Raw genomic sequence first — 14,151 nt, 5'->3', positions numbered from 1 at the left:
CATGCAGATATTTGTTAATGGTGAAAAAATTCAAACAGAAGCCACTTTTCTTAATCTCTTGCTTGTGGAATTGGGGTATGAAGGAAATTGGCTCGCAACAGCTGTTAATGCACAAGTTGTTCCTGTAGAGGCGCGCGACCAATTTATTTTGCGTGAAGGAGATAAAGTAGAAATTTTAAGCCCAATGCAAGGAGGCTAATCTTTATGTTGAATCTTTATGGACGTGAATTCTCATCCCGTCTACTGTTAGGTACAGCGCAATATCCCTCACCTGCAATTCTGCGTGATGCTATTCATAAATCGAATACAGAAATTATAACCGTTTCGTTGCGCCGAGAAAGTGCCGGTGGAAAAGGAGGGGGACAATTTTGGCAATTCCTTCAAGAGCTTGATATAACGGTACTTCCCAATACTGCAGGTTGTTACACTGTTAAAGAAGCAGTAACGACAGCCCATTTAGCTCGTGATCTCTTTAAAACCTCTTGGATTAAACTCGAAATTATTGGTAATTCCGATACTTTGCAGCCCAATGTTTTTTCTTTAATTGAAGCCGCAAAAATTTTAAACAGTGAAAATTTCAAAGTTTTTGCTTATACAACCGATGATCTCATTGTTGCTGAAAAGCTTCTCGATGTTGGTTGCCGTGTTATTATGCCTTGGTGTGCCCCTATTGGATCGGCAAAAGGCCCTCATCATACTGATGGACTGCGCTCTATTCGCGCTTACCTTCCTGATGTTACTCTTGTGATTGATGCTGGTATTGGGCGCCCATCCCATGCCGCTGTTGCTATGGAACTGGGTTATGATGCCGTCCTTCTTAATACCGCTGTTGCTAAAGCAGGTGACCCTGTCTTGATGGCTGAAGCATTTTCTAAAGCTATTCAGGCAGGGCGTATGGGATATAAAGCCGGTATTCTCGAAGCACGCAATGTAGCGGTTCCTTCAACCCCCGTTATCGGTAAAGCGGTCTTTTGATGAAATTAGATCCATTTTACCTCATCGTTGATAATGCTGATTGGATTGAACGCTTAGTTCCTCTTGGTGTCAAACTCATACAGTTGCGGATGAAAGACGAAGATCTTCAAACAATCCGTCAACATATCAGACGCGCAAAAAACATCTGTGATCAATGGGGGGCACAACTCATTATTAATGATCATTGGCGCATAGCCATTGATGAAAAATGCAACTTTATTCATCTTGGACAAGAAGATCTAAGCAATGCTGATCTTCCTGAAATTCGCAGAAATGGTATAAGATTTGGTCTTAGTACCCATGATGAACATGAATTGGATATCGCGCTTTCTGTTCATCCTGATTATATTGCTCTTGGTCCTATTTATCTAACAATCTTAAAAAAAATGAAATGGCAACCTCAAGGGTTAGAAAAAATTAAACAATGGAGAAAACAGATTGGGGATTTACCTTTCGTTAGCATTGGTGGTTTAACCCCAGAACGCGCAATAGATGTGTTGAACGCAGGAGCCAATAGCGCGGCTGTTGTTACCGACATTATTCTCCATAAAAAACCCGAAGAGCGAGTAAAACAATGGCTTACGGTGACTCAGCCATGGCGTTAACACCTTCTATTCTCATTGTTGCTGGCACTGATCCAACAGGTGGTGCTGGCATTGTTCGTGATATAGAAACAGCGGCATATTTTCATATCAAAGCAAATTTAGCCATCACTTGTGTCAATGTACAAGATGATCATCACGTTGCTGAAATTGTCCCCATGAATGAAAAACTGATTGCCGCACAAATGCGCAGTGCCTTAGAGGCTCATTCCATCAGCGCAATAAAAATTGGTATGACAGGAAATCAAGCAATTATAGCAGCAATTTGTCGTGTGCTTGAAGATTATCCTCATATTCCCGTTATTCTTGATCCTGTACTGGTTGCCTCATCAGGAGGAAAGCTGACAACAGAAAAAGTTATAGAAATTATGATCAATCAGCTTCTTCCACGTGTTACTCTTTTAACACCAAATAGAGTCGAGCTCTCTGTTCTCAGCCAAGCCCCTTTAGCATCTCATCATGAAGAGACAATACAACAAGCAAAAACACTTTTATCATTGGGAGCCCGTTCTGTTTTAGTAAAAGGGGGACATGCAGAGGGCCCCCTTGCAATTGATAGCTTCATTGACAAAATGGAAATCATCAATATTTCTGCTCCCCGTATAAAAGGAACAATGCGTGGAACAGGATGTATTCTCTCAAGTGCTATTGCGGCTCATTTAGCACTCAATGAATCTCTTATTTCAGCTGTAAAAAAAGCAAAAGAATATACCCACACATTGCTTTTAAATCATTGTAAAAATAGTTTTTAAAATCTTTATATTTTTTCATATATAAAGTAATATTGATATATTTTATTCATATAATTAATATTTTTTAATAAAAATTTATAAACAGAATATAATAAACTTAACTTTAATTAATTATAGAATATAATGATTACAAATATTATTATTTATTACACTTGCATTCAGTCTAAAATTCTTTTAACATAAAGAAATTACTTCTCTTATTAGAAGCTAATATACTGAAATTTAAACAGTTTGTACATTTAACAGGTGCGTATAATCGCAAATACCTGCATTTTACGATCTAGATTTTTTATGATAAAGAAAAAATGCTATTATCGTTCTTTATATACGAACGCTAACAAAAATATTTATAAAACTTGAAGGATAATTTTGTTTGATCTATAGTCGTTAGATCATTAGAAAAAATAAAATGCTCAATCAAACGCCGTACTCAATTTCCTATGAAGAACTCTTAAACTTTTATAAAGAAAGTGGTGCGGATGCTGTTCTGACAGACTTACCGATTGATCGTTTTAAGTCGTCTGCTTGTTCAGAGAAAAAAACAACACCTGTTGTGGATATTTCTCATCATCAACGAACATCCCCCAAAACATCTCCAACCATAAAATTAAATCATCATACGCAGCATAACTCTAAGGTCATACAAAGTGACCCAGCAGCTGTCGAGAGTGCCAAAAATGCAAAAACACTCGATGAATTAAAATCTGCTCTTCTTGCATTTAATGGTTGTTCATTAAAGTTGACAGCAAAAAATACCTGTTTTTCAGATGGAACAGCAGGAAGCCCCCTGATGCTCATAGGCGAAGCCCCTGGACGAGAAGAGGATATACAGGGAATTCCTTTTGTGGGAAAGGCAGGAATGTTACTGAATAAAATTCTAGCATCAATTGGCTTAACAAGAGATAATGTCTATATTGCCAACACTATTCCTTGGCGCCCACCAGGCAATCGTACACCAACACCAAGAGAAGTTGCCTTGTGCCGCCCTTTTATTGAACGGCACATTTATTTAGCACGTCCTCGTGTGCTTATAGCGCTGGGAGGCGTTGCTGCACAATTTCTTACGGGATCTCAAAATGGGATTATCCGAACACGAGGGAAATGGCATGTTTATGAAAGTGAAGATAATATAAAAATACCTGTTATGCCAACTTTTCACCCTGCTTACCTTCTTCGAACCCCTAGTCAAAAAAAGCTTACATGGATAGACTTTTTAGAAGTAAAAAATCGTCTCGATAACCTTGTATGATTTTAACCTTCTTTGTCTCTGAAATTAAGCACTTTCTTTAAACTATAAAAATACGAATGGGAGAAAATTATGAAACAGCCGACAACGCCTATTTATCGTTTGGAAGACTACCAGCCAACCCCTTACACCATTCCTAAAACACAACTTTCCTTCCAATTGGCACCAACAAAAACCTCTGTTACAGCCATATTGTCTATTGAGCCCCGTCAGAATACAAAAGAATTAACACCTCTTGTGCTTTCTGGTGATGATCTTACTTTAATTTCTGTTGCGATTAATGGTGAGACATTAGCCCCAAATGCTTATAAAGTTACACCTTCACGTTTAGAAATTACAACACCACCAGCAGCTCCTTTTACATTGAGTTTGGTTACGGAAGTAAATCCTGAAAGCAATCGCCAACTTATGGGGCTTTATCTTTCAAATGGTGTTTATTGCACACAATGCGAGTCCGAAGGTTTTCGTCGTATGACGTATTTTTACGACCGCCCAGATATTCTTTCTACCTATAGAGTGAAAATTGAAGCCAATTCTCAAACAAGCCCAATCTTGCTTTCAAACGGTAATCTGGTGGAAACAGGAACATTAGAGAATAACCGTCATTTTGCTATTTGGGAAGATCCTTATCCTAAACCATCGTATCTCTTTGCTTTAGTAGGTGGCGATCTTGATAAGTTAGAAGATCATTTTACAACTGTATCTGGACGACGTATCGAGCTTGGTATCTATGTAGAAAAAGGAAAAACAAAACGCGCTGCTTATGCAATGGATGCACTCAAACGCTCCATGCGTTGGGATGAACAATGTTTTGGACGCGAATATGACCTTGATATTTTTAACATTGTTGCTGTTTCCGACTTTAACATGGGCGCAATGGAAAACAAAGGGCTTAACGTTTTTAATGATAAATATGTTCTTGTTGACCCTGAAACAGCAACCGATCAGGATTATAGAAATGTTGAACGTGTCATCGCCCATGAATATTTCCATAATTGGAGTGGTAATCGTGTTACCTGTCGCGATTGGTTTCAACTCTGTTTAAAAGAAGGTTTCACTGTTTATCGTGATCAAGAGTTTTCATCCGATCAAAATGTCCGCAGCCTACAGAGAATTGAAAATGTAAAAATATTAAAAGCAACGCAATTTGCCGAAGATGCTGGACCTCTCGCTCATCCTGTACGTCCTCGCCAATATAGCCAAATTAATAATTTTTACACCACAACTGTTTACGAAAAAGGTGCTGAAGTAGTTCGCATGATACGAACGATTTTGGGTCCTACTCTGTTTCGTAAAGGCACGGATCTTTATTTTCAACGCCATGATGGACAAGCCTGTACAATTGAAGATTTTATTGCTTGTTTTGCTGAAGTGTCTCATCAAGACTTCTCTCAATTCATGCTGTGGTATGAACAAGCAGGCACCCCCAATGTAGAAATCAACAGCCACTATAGCGATGGTGTTTTAACAATTCATGCCAAGCAACATATTCCCGCAACCCCACAACAAAATATAAAAAAGCCCATGCTTATCCCTATTGCATTTGGTTTGTTAGGATCTAAGGGAGAAAAACTTGCTTATGAAGCGGATACAGATATTCAATCAGATGTTATGCTGTTGTCTAAGGAAAGCCAAACATTTACATTAAAGGGTCTTCGTGAAAAACCTGTTTTATCACTGCTGCGAGATTTTTCTGCACCAATCATTTTACAGACGCCATTCAATGAAAGCGAACTTATTTTTCTTGCGCAACATGATGACAATCACATCAATCGCTGGCAATCTCTTAACCAGTTAATGACGCAAGCTTTAATTCAAAACATTCAAGATAAAACACAAGAAAAAGCAACACTTCCCTCTGCTTTGCTCAATCTCATTGAAACGATCCTAACAGATGAAAAGTTAGAGCCTGAATTTCGTGCCTTCTGCTTAAATTTACCTAGTGAAGTTGAGCTTGCCCATACAATCGGTAAAAATATTGATCCAGATCGTATCCATCAAATTCGTAATCAGTTTCTCGTTTCACTTGCACAAACACACAAAGAGCTCTTAACAAAGTTTTATGCACAAATGGAGAGTAATGAACCCTACTCCCCAAACACTGTACAAGCTGGAAAGCGAGCCTTAAAGAATATCATACTGGATTACCTTTCCATTGCTGAGGACAATCCAAACCGTGCTGCAAAACAATATGCAACAGCCAACAATATGACTGACCGTATGGCGAGTATTGCTGTTCTCGTGAAGCGTTTTAACAAAAGTGAGCAGGCACAAAATGCTTTGAATGACTTTGAAAACCGCTATCAACATGATCCTTTGGTCATGGATAAATGGTTCTCTATTCAAGCAATGGTTGCTGGTGCATCAACTTTGGAACATGTTCAAAAGCTCATGCAACATCCACTGTTTTCACTAGATAATCCTAATCGTGTACGATCCCTGATCGGTGTCTTTGCCTCTAATAACCTCACGAGCTTTAACCGACTGGATGGAGCATCTTATCATTTTCTTTGCCAAATCATTTTGGAAATTGACAAAAAAAATCCACAGCTAGCTTCACGGTTATTAACAATGATGCGCTCTTGGCGACAATTAGAACCCGTTCGTCAACAAAAACTTGAAACTGAATTAAAAACTATTGCTGCTGCGCCAAAATTATCAAGCGATGTTGCTGATATCATCAATCGTCTGCTCTCTTGAAACAAAAGAATATTTTAAATCAATATATTATAATACTTTTTAAATAAATTCTACCAATACCTTGATCATCATTAAACCGATAAACAGGCAATCTAAACCTGTTTATCGGTCATGTTTTAAATGCCTTTTCTTCTTCGTATTCCACATTCATAAAAGTAAAATACTTTTTTTTAAAAAAAAGACTGGACAGAAGACTCCTGTTTTGATTCACTGCACTCGATGGGGTTACTCATGCAAATCGAAGCAGTTTTTAAATCACATTATTCCGGAATTAAAGGAACAAGAGATGACTAAACTGGACGCATATGATGCGCCAACGGAAATGTATGCTGATTCAAAATCGAGCGCTCAAAATCATAAAGCGCAAACAAAGCGTATTCATCTTTTTTCTGGCCCTGCCTATCAAAGGCTTCTCTTTATTGAACCTTGGTTACGACGCTCACTTCCATTTGTTATTGTCACATTTCTTATTGTCCTTGCAGCAATTCGTTTTGTATCACTCTATGATTGGCGCGACACAATTGACAAAAGCACGCGTTCTACCCTCGCTCTCTTAGCTTCTCATATTACTAATACAATTGATCGTGATTTATTGGCTGTTTCTCAGAAAGGAAAAGTCTCTGCCATTTCCCATGATCATTTGCAAAATATCCTCACCACCTTGCGCAATCAGGATCTTATTAATCCCAGCACCCTGATCGCCATTGTTGATCAAAAAGGCAATGTCTTAGCTTCATCCAGTTCACAGATTGTCTTAGGAAAACCTTTGCAAGATTTTATTTCTGACAGCATTGCTTTACAAGCTCTTGGGCAACACGTTGGAGTGATGAAAATCACAATAGGCAAGGATATCCCTGCTCTTGCTTCATTCCACCAAACACAAAACGGACAATATGGCGTATTCATTAGCGAAAAGATGCAAGATAGCGCTATGGAATGGCGCAAATTTTTTTCGCTTAATATAACGCTATTCATCGGAACGAGCGGTATTATCCTTGCTCTTCTTTATGTTTATTATAATCAACTTTTACGTGCACGTAAAACAGATCTTATTTCAGAAAAAATTCAAAATCGTATTGATATGGCTATGATGCGTGGACGCTGTGGATTATGGGATTGGAATATGGCAAGTGGACGCGTCTACTGGTCACGAGCAATGTACGAAATGCTTGGCTATGTCCCTCAAGATGCCTTGCTTTCAATTTCCCAAATTAGCGCCATTATCAACCCCAATGATGCCAATTTTTTTGACCTTGCTCAAGAATTAATGGGAGGCAAAAAAAAACATATCGATATCAATATTCCCATGCGTCATGCGGATGGTCATTATGTATGGATGCGACTTCGCGCTGAAGTTACTGAAGAAGAAGAACCCCATTTGGTTGGTATTTCTTTCGACATTAGTGAACAGCAACAATTGGCTGAACAAACAGCTCAAGCAGACCTTCGTATTCGTGATGCGATTGAAAACATTTCAGAATCCTTTGTATTGTGGGATGCTGAGGGGCGTTTAGTTATGTCCAACAGTAAATTTTGCGAATATGCTGCTATTCCTAAACAAATTCTACAATCAGGGATCCAACGAGAAACCGTCGAAGCCATGGCCCGCCCTGCACTCAGTGAATATCCCCTTAAAGATGATGGTACTGGTAACTTAACCAGCATTCGTCAAACAGCCGATGGTTGTTGGCTTAAAATTAATGAACGGCGGACCCAAGACGGAGGACTGGTTTGTATTGGTACTGATATTTCTGAGCTTAAACAACAACAGGAAAAATTTGAAGACAGTGAAAGGCGTCTTTTTTCTTTTATTCAAGAACTCAAACGTACACGAGGCAGTGCCCAACAACGCGCAACAGAAGTTGAAAAACTTAATAAAAGTCTGAAAGAAGAAAAAGAACGTGCTGAAAGTGCGAATAAGGCTAAATCAGAATTTTTAGCCAATATGTCTCATGAATTGCGTACACCTTTGAATGCTATTCTCGGCTTTTCAGATATCATGTTGCAATCGACTTTTGGCCCTCTTGGTTCACAACGCTATAAGGAATATATGCATGATATTTATAATTCAGGAACCCATCTTTTAACTCTTATCAACGATATCCTTGATATGTCAAAAATCGAAGCTGGAAGATTTTCGCTTGATTGTAAAAATACCGATCTTGAACCCATCATTAGTGAAGCTGTACGAACACTAACGCCTCAAGCTCAAGAAAAAAATATTGCTGTTACAACAAATATTACCCCACAACTTCATGCTGAAGTTGATGGTCGTGCAATGAAACAAATTTTCCTTAATCTTATCTCTAATGCCGTTAAATTTACGCCTTCTGGCGGAAATATTGATGTCTGCGCTTTTAAGAAAAAAAATAATCTTATTTTTAAAATTACCGATACAGGTGTTGGTATTCCCCAATCAGCCATCAAAAAACTTGGGCAACCTTTTGAACAAGTTGAAAATCAGCTTACCAAATCTCATACGGGCTCAGGTCTTGGGTTAGCTATTTCACGCTCTCTGTTAGAACTCCATAAAGGAAAACTTGAAATTACTTCAAAAGAAATGAAAGGAACAACGGTAACAATTATCATGCCCATTATACAAAGTTAAATTTGTTTTTATCTCCACTTTGTTCCCGTTGGAGCAAAATTTTTTTTCGTTTAGCTCCCCAACGATACCCTGAAATAGAACCGTTCTTACGCACGACACGATGACAAGGAATGATGACAGCCAATTCGTTACGGGCACACGCATGAGCAACAGCACGAAAAGCTTTTGGCATTCCCATACGGCAAGCTAATTCCTCATACGAAATTGTTTCACCACACGGGATTTCATATAATAGTGCCCATACTTTTCGTTGAAAAACTGTACCCTTTATATCTAAAGGAAAATCATATTTTTGAACCAATTTAGGTGTTTCCATCATGGCTATAATATGAGCGACTTCTCTTTTAAATGTATCATCACCCACAATGTGTTGTGCATCACCAAAACGTTTCGTAAACTCCTGTAATAATTGCTCTGTGGTATCGCCTAACGCACTATAAAAAATCCCTTTTTGAGATTTAGCGACCAAAAGTTTTCCTATGGATACATCTTTCAGACAGAAAATTCTCTTTTGAGAAATGTTCAACATTTTAATTTTCTCTATATTTAAAAAAGTTCTGAACATCACCCCTAAAGTGAAAGGAGGGTATTGATTAGCTTTTAAAACCAAACACGATCATTTTGAGATTATTTTCTTCGTTATTATCCTAAAATACACTTTCATCATTTTATGGAATGAAATCATACATAGATTAACTTTCTTCCTATTTTCAAGCACCAAGACTGAAACCAGAGCCAATCTTTAACTCATCTAGCTTTTTCTCTAGTCGTTTCCAACTCCAATCACTTTAATATGGTTTACTTCATAAAGATTTCTAAAAAATCCTAAATTAGATTTTGTCACACACCTAAAAAACTTTAACAAAAAATATCTAAAATATCTCATGTATCATTTTATGCTCTATATCACATCGCTCTAAACTGTATTATTTTACCAAACAACACAATAAACTTGCTATTTTTTTTACAACAAGGCATTGATTTATCTTTATAATATAGAGTTATTTATATTGAATTTCCTCCCGAGTATCATAAGATGCTTTCATTTAAAATCTCTCTCATGTTGAATCAATCAAAACCATTCCCTTGCACATCCAAAGCTGGACTGGCTTATTGGATAAGAACTGTATAATAAAATGTCTTTTCATGAATCGTCATACGTGCCAAGGGCTGTGGCAATACTCAAAGGCTGAAACAAGTGTGTGATGGTGCCGGCTTTCTCCTTCATAAGCATCAAGATGGGGGCTCAATATTTATAATTTATAGGATTTTATTATTATAGTATTCATGAACGCCGCCGTAAAATGGGCTTGAATGCCTTGAGAAACGTCTCTTTAAAACAAGCCCGTGAATGTGCAACATACCTATATTCCATTTGGGGCGTTCTGTTTTACGAAACTCTATTGAACTATCAATAATGGTTTATGTTTTATTCCGCACAAATACTTGAATAGTTTCGTTCTTTGGAGCACTCTTATTTTTCTATCCAAGGTTATCCTTTTGATATATTGATAAAGTGCCCCAATTTAAAAAAATATCTTCGATTTTATGAAAAAAAGCATGGAAAAGGTATTTTAGTGCTTACTTTCTTTGTCACTTAACTTATAAAATAACTGTCGCCTCAAAACTTCAATATTTTTCTTGCCACAATCGTGCACGGATATTTGTCATAGGAAAAAGCCATGCCCAAACGCACAGATATAAAATCTATTCTTATCATCGGAGCAGGACCTATTATCATTGGTCAAGCATGTGAGTTTGACTATTCCGGCACACAAGCCTGTAAAGCATTAAAAGAAGAAGGGTACCGCATTATTTTGGTGAATTCTAATCCAGCCACAATTATGACAGATCCAGATCTCGCTGATGCAACTTATATAGAACCCATTACACCTGAAATTGTTGCAAAAATTATTGCTCACGAACGTCCCGATGCCCTTTTACCCACCATGGGAGGACAAACAGCTCTCAATACCGCTTTATCATTAAAGCGTATGGGGATTTTAGACCGCTATCATGTTGAAATGATAGGCGCCAATGCAGAAGCTATTGATAAAGCAGAAGATCGTGCTTTATTCCGCCAAGCAATGGCAAAAATCGGTTTGGAAACACCAAAGTCTATGTTAGCCAATGCAACAGAATTAAAAGAAGAAAATCGCCAACAACATGCAAAAACGCGTGCTGAACTTAAAGAAAAACTTTCTGGTGCAACCCTTGAAAAAGCCCTTGAAGAACTTGAACGCAATTGGCGACATACTGAAGCTGATCGCAAACAACATTATATCGCTCATGCAACAGCAAAAGCAGTTCAAGCGCTTGATGTTGTTGGGCTTCCAGCGATTATTCGTCCTTCATTTACCCTTGGTGGGACCGGTGGTGGAATCGCTTATAATCGCTCTGAATTTTACGAAATTATTGAACGTGGGCTTGAAGCTTCTCCTACAACAGAAGTTTTAATTGAAGAAAGTGTTTTAGGGTGGAAAGAATATGAAATGGAGGTTGTTCGTGATAAAAACGACAACTGTATCATTATTTGTTCTATTGAAAACATTGATCCGATGGGGATTCATACCGGTGATTCGATCACCGTAGCCCCTGCCCTTACCTTAACCGATAAAGAATATCAACGTATGCGCAATGCTTCGATTGCTGTCTTGCGTGAAATTGGTGTTGAAACGGGTGGATCCAATGTACAGTTTGCTGTCAATCCTGAAAATGGACGCCTTATTGTTATTGAAATGAATCCACGTGTTTCTCGCTCTTCAGCACTCGCTTCAAAGGCAACAGGTTTTCCCATTGCCAAGGTAGCAGCAAAACTTGCTGTTGGTTATACACTTGATGAATTAAAAAATGATATCACCGGTGGAGAAACACCAGCATCATTTGAACCTTCTATTGACTATATTGTGACCAAAATTCCTCGTTTTGCTTTCGAAAAGTTTCCTGGATCATCACCTATCCTCACGACAGCGATGAAATCTGTAGGAGAGGTCATGGCCATTGGACGTACTTTTCAAGAATCATTACAAAAAGCACTCCGTGGACTTGAAACAGGACTTACCGGTCTTGATGAAATTGTCATTCCAGAACATGCTGAAGGTGATGAAAAAAATTCTATACGCTCAGCCATTGCCATACCAAGTCCTGATCGTTTACGCTATATTGCTCAAGCCATGCGTGCAGGCTTACCTTTAAATGAAATTCACCAAATCAGCAAAATTGATCCGTGGTTTTTAGAGCAAATAGCTTCCATCATTGAAATGGAGCAGCGTATCCGCATCCATGGATTACCCCAAGATGCAGATAATTTACGTATGTTAAAAGCTATGGGATTTTCAGATGCGCGATTAGCCACCCTTACCGGACAAGAACCCGATGATATCGCCACGTTGCGAAAATCACTGAATGTTAAACAAGTCTTCAAACGGATTGACACTTGTGCTGCTGAATTTTTTTCTCCTACAGCCTATATGTATTCAACATATGAGGTTCCCTTTGCAGGTATAGAACACTCAGAAGCACACGTTTCTGAACGAAAAAAAATTGCTATCTTAGGGGGTGGCCCAAACCGCATTGGGCAAGGGATTGAATTTGATTACTGTTGCTGCCATGCGGCTTTTGCACTGCGTGATGCAGGCTTTGAAGCGATTATGATTAACTGCAATCCTGAAACCGTTTCAACTGACTATGATACCTCTGATCGTCTTTACTTTGAATCTTTAACAACAGAAGATGTTATCGCTATTTTAGAAGCAGAAAAGGAAAAAGGTGAACTGGTTGGAGTTATCGTCCAGTTTGGTGGACAAACGCCATTGAAATTAGCAAGCGCTCTGGAAAAACACAACATTCCCATCCTCGGTACTTCACCTGATGCCATTGATTTAGCAGAAGATAGAGATCGCTTTCAAAAACTACTCTTTAAACTTAACTTAACACAACCTAAGAATGGCATTGCCCACTCTGTCGAACAAGCACGTCTTATTGCCCATGAACTAGGTTTCCCATTAGTTGTTCGTCCCTCTTATGTTTTAGGAGGACGTGCTATGCAAATTATCCGTGACGAGCGAAGCTTGCAAAATTATTTACTTGAAACTGTTCCTGAATTAATTTCTGAAGATATCAAAGCTCGTTATCCCAATGATAAAACAGGACAAATCAATATATTGCTTGGCAAAAATCCGCTTCTCTTTGACACCTATCTAACAGAAGCTATTGAAGTAGATGTTGATTGTCTGTGTGATGGCAAAGAAACACTGGTTGTGGGCATTATGGAACATATTGAAGAAGCAGGGATCCACTCTGGTGATTCAGCATGTTCCCTCCCCGTCCATACGCTTTCACAAAGCATAGTTGCTGAATTAGAGCGCCAGACCAAAGCATTAGCCCAAGCACTTTATGTTCGTGGCTTAATGAATGTACAATATGCCATTAAAGATAACACCATTTATGTCTTAGAAGTTAATCCTCGTGCTTCACGGACAGTTCCATTTGTTGCAAAAACAATTGGTCGCCCTATTGCTAAAATGGCTGCACGTATTATGGCAGGAGAAACGCTGCATAATGCCCTCCAAGCTTATGGTGGATTACCTTCTTCGCAGAAAAAACAACATATTGCCGTTAAAGAAGCCGTGTTTCCTTTTGCTCGTTTTTCAGGGGTTGATACGCTTCTTGGTCCAGAAATGCGCTCAACCGGTGAAGTTATGGGTCTTGACTATGAGTTTGCGCTTGCTTTTGCTAAAGCACAACTTGGAGCTGGTGTAAAGCTCCCTAAGGAGGGAACTGTATTCGTTTCTGTAAGAGATGAAGACAAAAAGCGCATCTTAAATCCTGTAAAATGTTTAACAGAGCTTGGATTTTCTGTTGTTGCCACAAGTGGAACACAAAAGTTTCTCACCGAACATCATGTTGAGGCAAAAAAAATCAACAAAGTTCTAGAGGGACATCCGCATATTGAAGATGCTATTCGTAATCGCCAAATTCAATTGATTTTTAATACAACCAGTACGGCCAGTGCTATCTCAGACTCCAAATCATTACGTTATGCAGCACTCATGCAAAATGTTCCCTATTATACAACAATAGCAGGAGCCGAAGCCGTCGCAAAAGCAATCAAAGCTCTCAAAAAAAAGCGTCTTGAAGTACATTCCCTGCAAAGTTATTTCAGTTGAATTTCTTTCTCTGCAAACATACGCTTTTTGATACTCTTTCTCGGTTTTTTCTTTATATAAAAATGGCAATTAAAGCTTGCTTTTTATTCTAAAAACTTTT

General features: G+C 38.4%; 9 protein-coding genes. 8 read left to right on the top strand and 1 reads right to left on the bottom strand.

All coding sequences use genetic code 11. The features are described 5' to 3' along the window. Position 1: 1 nt before the first annotated feature. The 7 genes from thiS to AC6ER9_RS06510 all read left to right on the top strand — a co-directional run bounded on the left by thiS (position 2) and on the right by AC6ER9_RS06510 (position 8,883). Positions 2-199, top strand: a complete 198-nt coding sequence (gene thiS, locus AC6ER9_RS06540) for a sulfur carrier protein ThiS (protein WP_497073980.1) — start codon at positions 2-4, stop codon at positions 197-199. A 5-nt stretch (positions 200-204) separates the two neighbouring features. After that, entirely contained in the window at positions 205-975 is a 771-nt protein-coding gene (locus tag AC6ER9_RS06535; RefSeq protein WP_497073979.1) for a thiazole synthase, read from the top strand. Further along, a complete protein-coding gene (locus AC6ER9_RS06530) occupies positions 975-1,580 on the top strand; it encodes a thiamine phosphate synthase (protein WP_497073978.1) in 606 nt (201 codons plus the stop codon). Before AC6ER9_RS06535 ends, AC6ER9_RS06530 begins: the two co-directional genes overlap by 1 nt. Beyond that, entirely contained in the window at positions 1,571-2,329 is a 759-nt protein-coding gene (locus AC6ER9_RS06525) for a hydroxymethylpyrimidine/phosphomethylpyrimidine kinase (protein ID WP_497075294.1), read from the top strand. Before AC6ER9_RS06530 ends, AC6ER9_RS06525 begins: the two co-directional genes overlap by 10 nt. A 409-nt stretch (positions 2,330-2,738) precedes the next feature. Then, on the top strand, positions 2,739-3,578 hold the full coding sequence (locus tag AC6ER9_RS06520) for a uracil-DNA glycosylase (RefSeq protein ID WP_497073977.1): 840 nt from the start codon (positions 2,739-2,741) through the stop codon (positions 3,576-3,578). Between the two features lie 69 nt (positions 3,579-3,647). Next, positions 3,648-6,275, top strand: a complete 2,628-nt coding sequence (pepN, locus tag AC6ER9_RS06515) for an aminopeptidase N (protein WP_497073976.1) — start codon at positions 3,648-3,650, stop codon at positions 6,273-6,275. A gap of 286 nt (positions 6,276-6,561) precedes the next feature. Further along, positions 6,562-8,883 carry a sensor histidine kinase gene (locus tag AC6ER9_RS06510; RefSeq protein ID WP_497073975.1) on the top strand — a complete coding sequence of 774 codons (2,322 nt, stop codon included), beginning with the start codon at positions 6,562-6,564 and terminating at the stop codon, positions 8,881-8,883. On the opposite strand, the gene AC6ER9_RS06505 is transcribed toward AC6ER9_RS06510, so the two are convergent. After that, positions 8,870-9,412, bottom strand: coding sequence for a methylated-DNA--[protein]-cysteine S-methyltransferase (locus AC6ER9_RS06505; RefSeq protein ID WP_497073974.1), 543 nt, complete (start codon positions 9,410-9,412; stop codon positions 8,870-8,872). The genes AC6ER9_RS06510 and AC6ER9_RS06505 overlap by 14 nt on opposite strands. A 1,153-nt stretch (positions 9,413-10,565) precedes the next feature. Here AC6ER9_RS06505 and carB point away from each other — a divergent pair. Further along, positions 10,566-14,051 carry a carbamoyl-phosphate synthase large subunit gene (gene carB, locus AC6ER9_RS06500; protein WP_497073973.1) on the top strand — a complete coding sequence of 1,162 codons (3,486 nt, stop codon included), beginning with the start codon at positions 10,566-10,568 and terminating at the stop codon, positions 14,049-14,051. The last annotated feature ends 100 nt before the right edge of the window (positions 14,052-14,151 follow it).

It is taken from the genome of Bartonella sp. SL317, assembly GCF_059687655.1.
This window is presented reverse-complemented; position numbering and strand designations above follow the sequence as displayed.

What these genes read in the sequence shown, in the direction of transcription:
- thiS (WP_497073980.1), top strand. Translation starts at nt 2, where the DNA reads ATGCAGATATTTGTTAATGGTGAAAAAATTCAAACAGAAGCCACTTTT.
- AC6ER9_RS06535 (WP_497073979.1), top strand. Translation starts at nt 205, where the DNA reads ATGTTGAATCTTTATGGACGTGAATTCTCATCCCGTCTACTGTTAGGT.
- AC6ER9_RS06530 (WP_497073978.1), top strand. Translation starts at nt 975, where the DNA reads ATGAAATTAGATCCATTTTACCTCATCGTTGATAATGCTGATTGGATT.
- AC6ER9_RS06525 (WP_497075294.1), top strand. Translation starts at nt 1,571, where the DNA reads ATGGCGTTAACACCTTCTATTCTCATTGTTGCTGGCACTGATCCAACA.
- AC6ER9_RS06520 (WP_497073977.1), top strand. Translation starts at nt 2,739, where the DNA reads ATGCTCAATCAAACGCCGTACTCAATTTCCTATGAAGAACTCTTAAAC.
- pepN (WP_497073976.1), top strand. Translation starts at nt 3,648, where the DNA reads ATGAAACAGCCGACAACGCCTATTTATCGTTTGGAAGACTACCAGCCA.
- AC6ER9_RS06510 (WP_497073975.1), top strand. Translation starts at nt 6,562, where the DNA reads ATGACTAAACTGGACGCATATGATGCGCCAACGGAAATGTATGCTGAT.
- AC6ER9_RS06505 (WP_497073974.1), bottom strand. Translation starts at nt 9,412, where the DNA reads ATGTTGAACATTTCTCAAAAGAGAATTTTCTGTCTGAAAGATGTATCC.
- carB (WP_497073973.1), top strand. Translation starts at nt 10,566, where the DNA reads ATGCCCAAACGCACAGATATAAAATCTATTCTTATCATCGGAGCAGGA.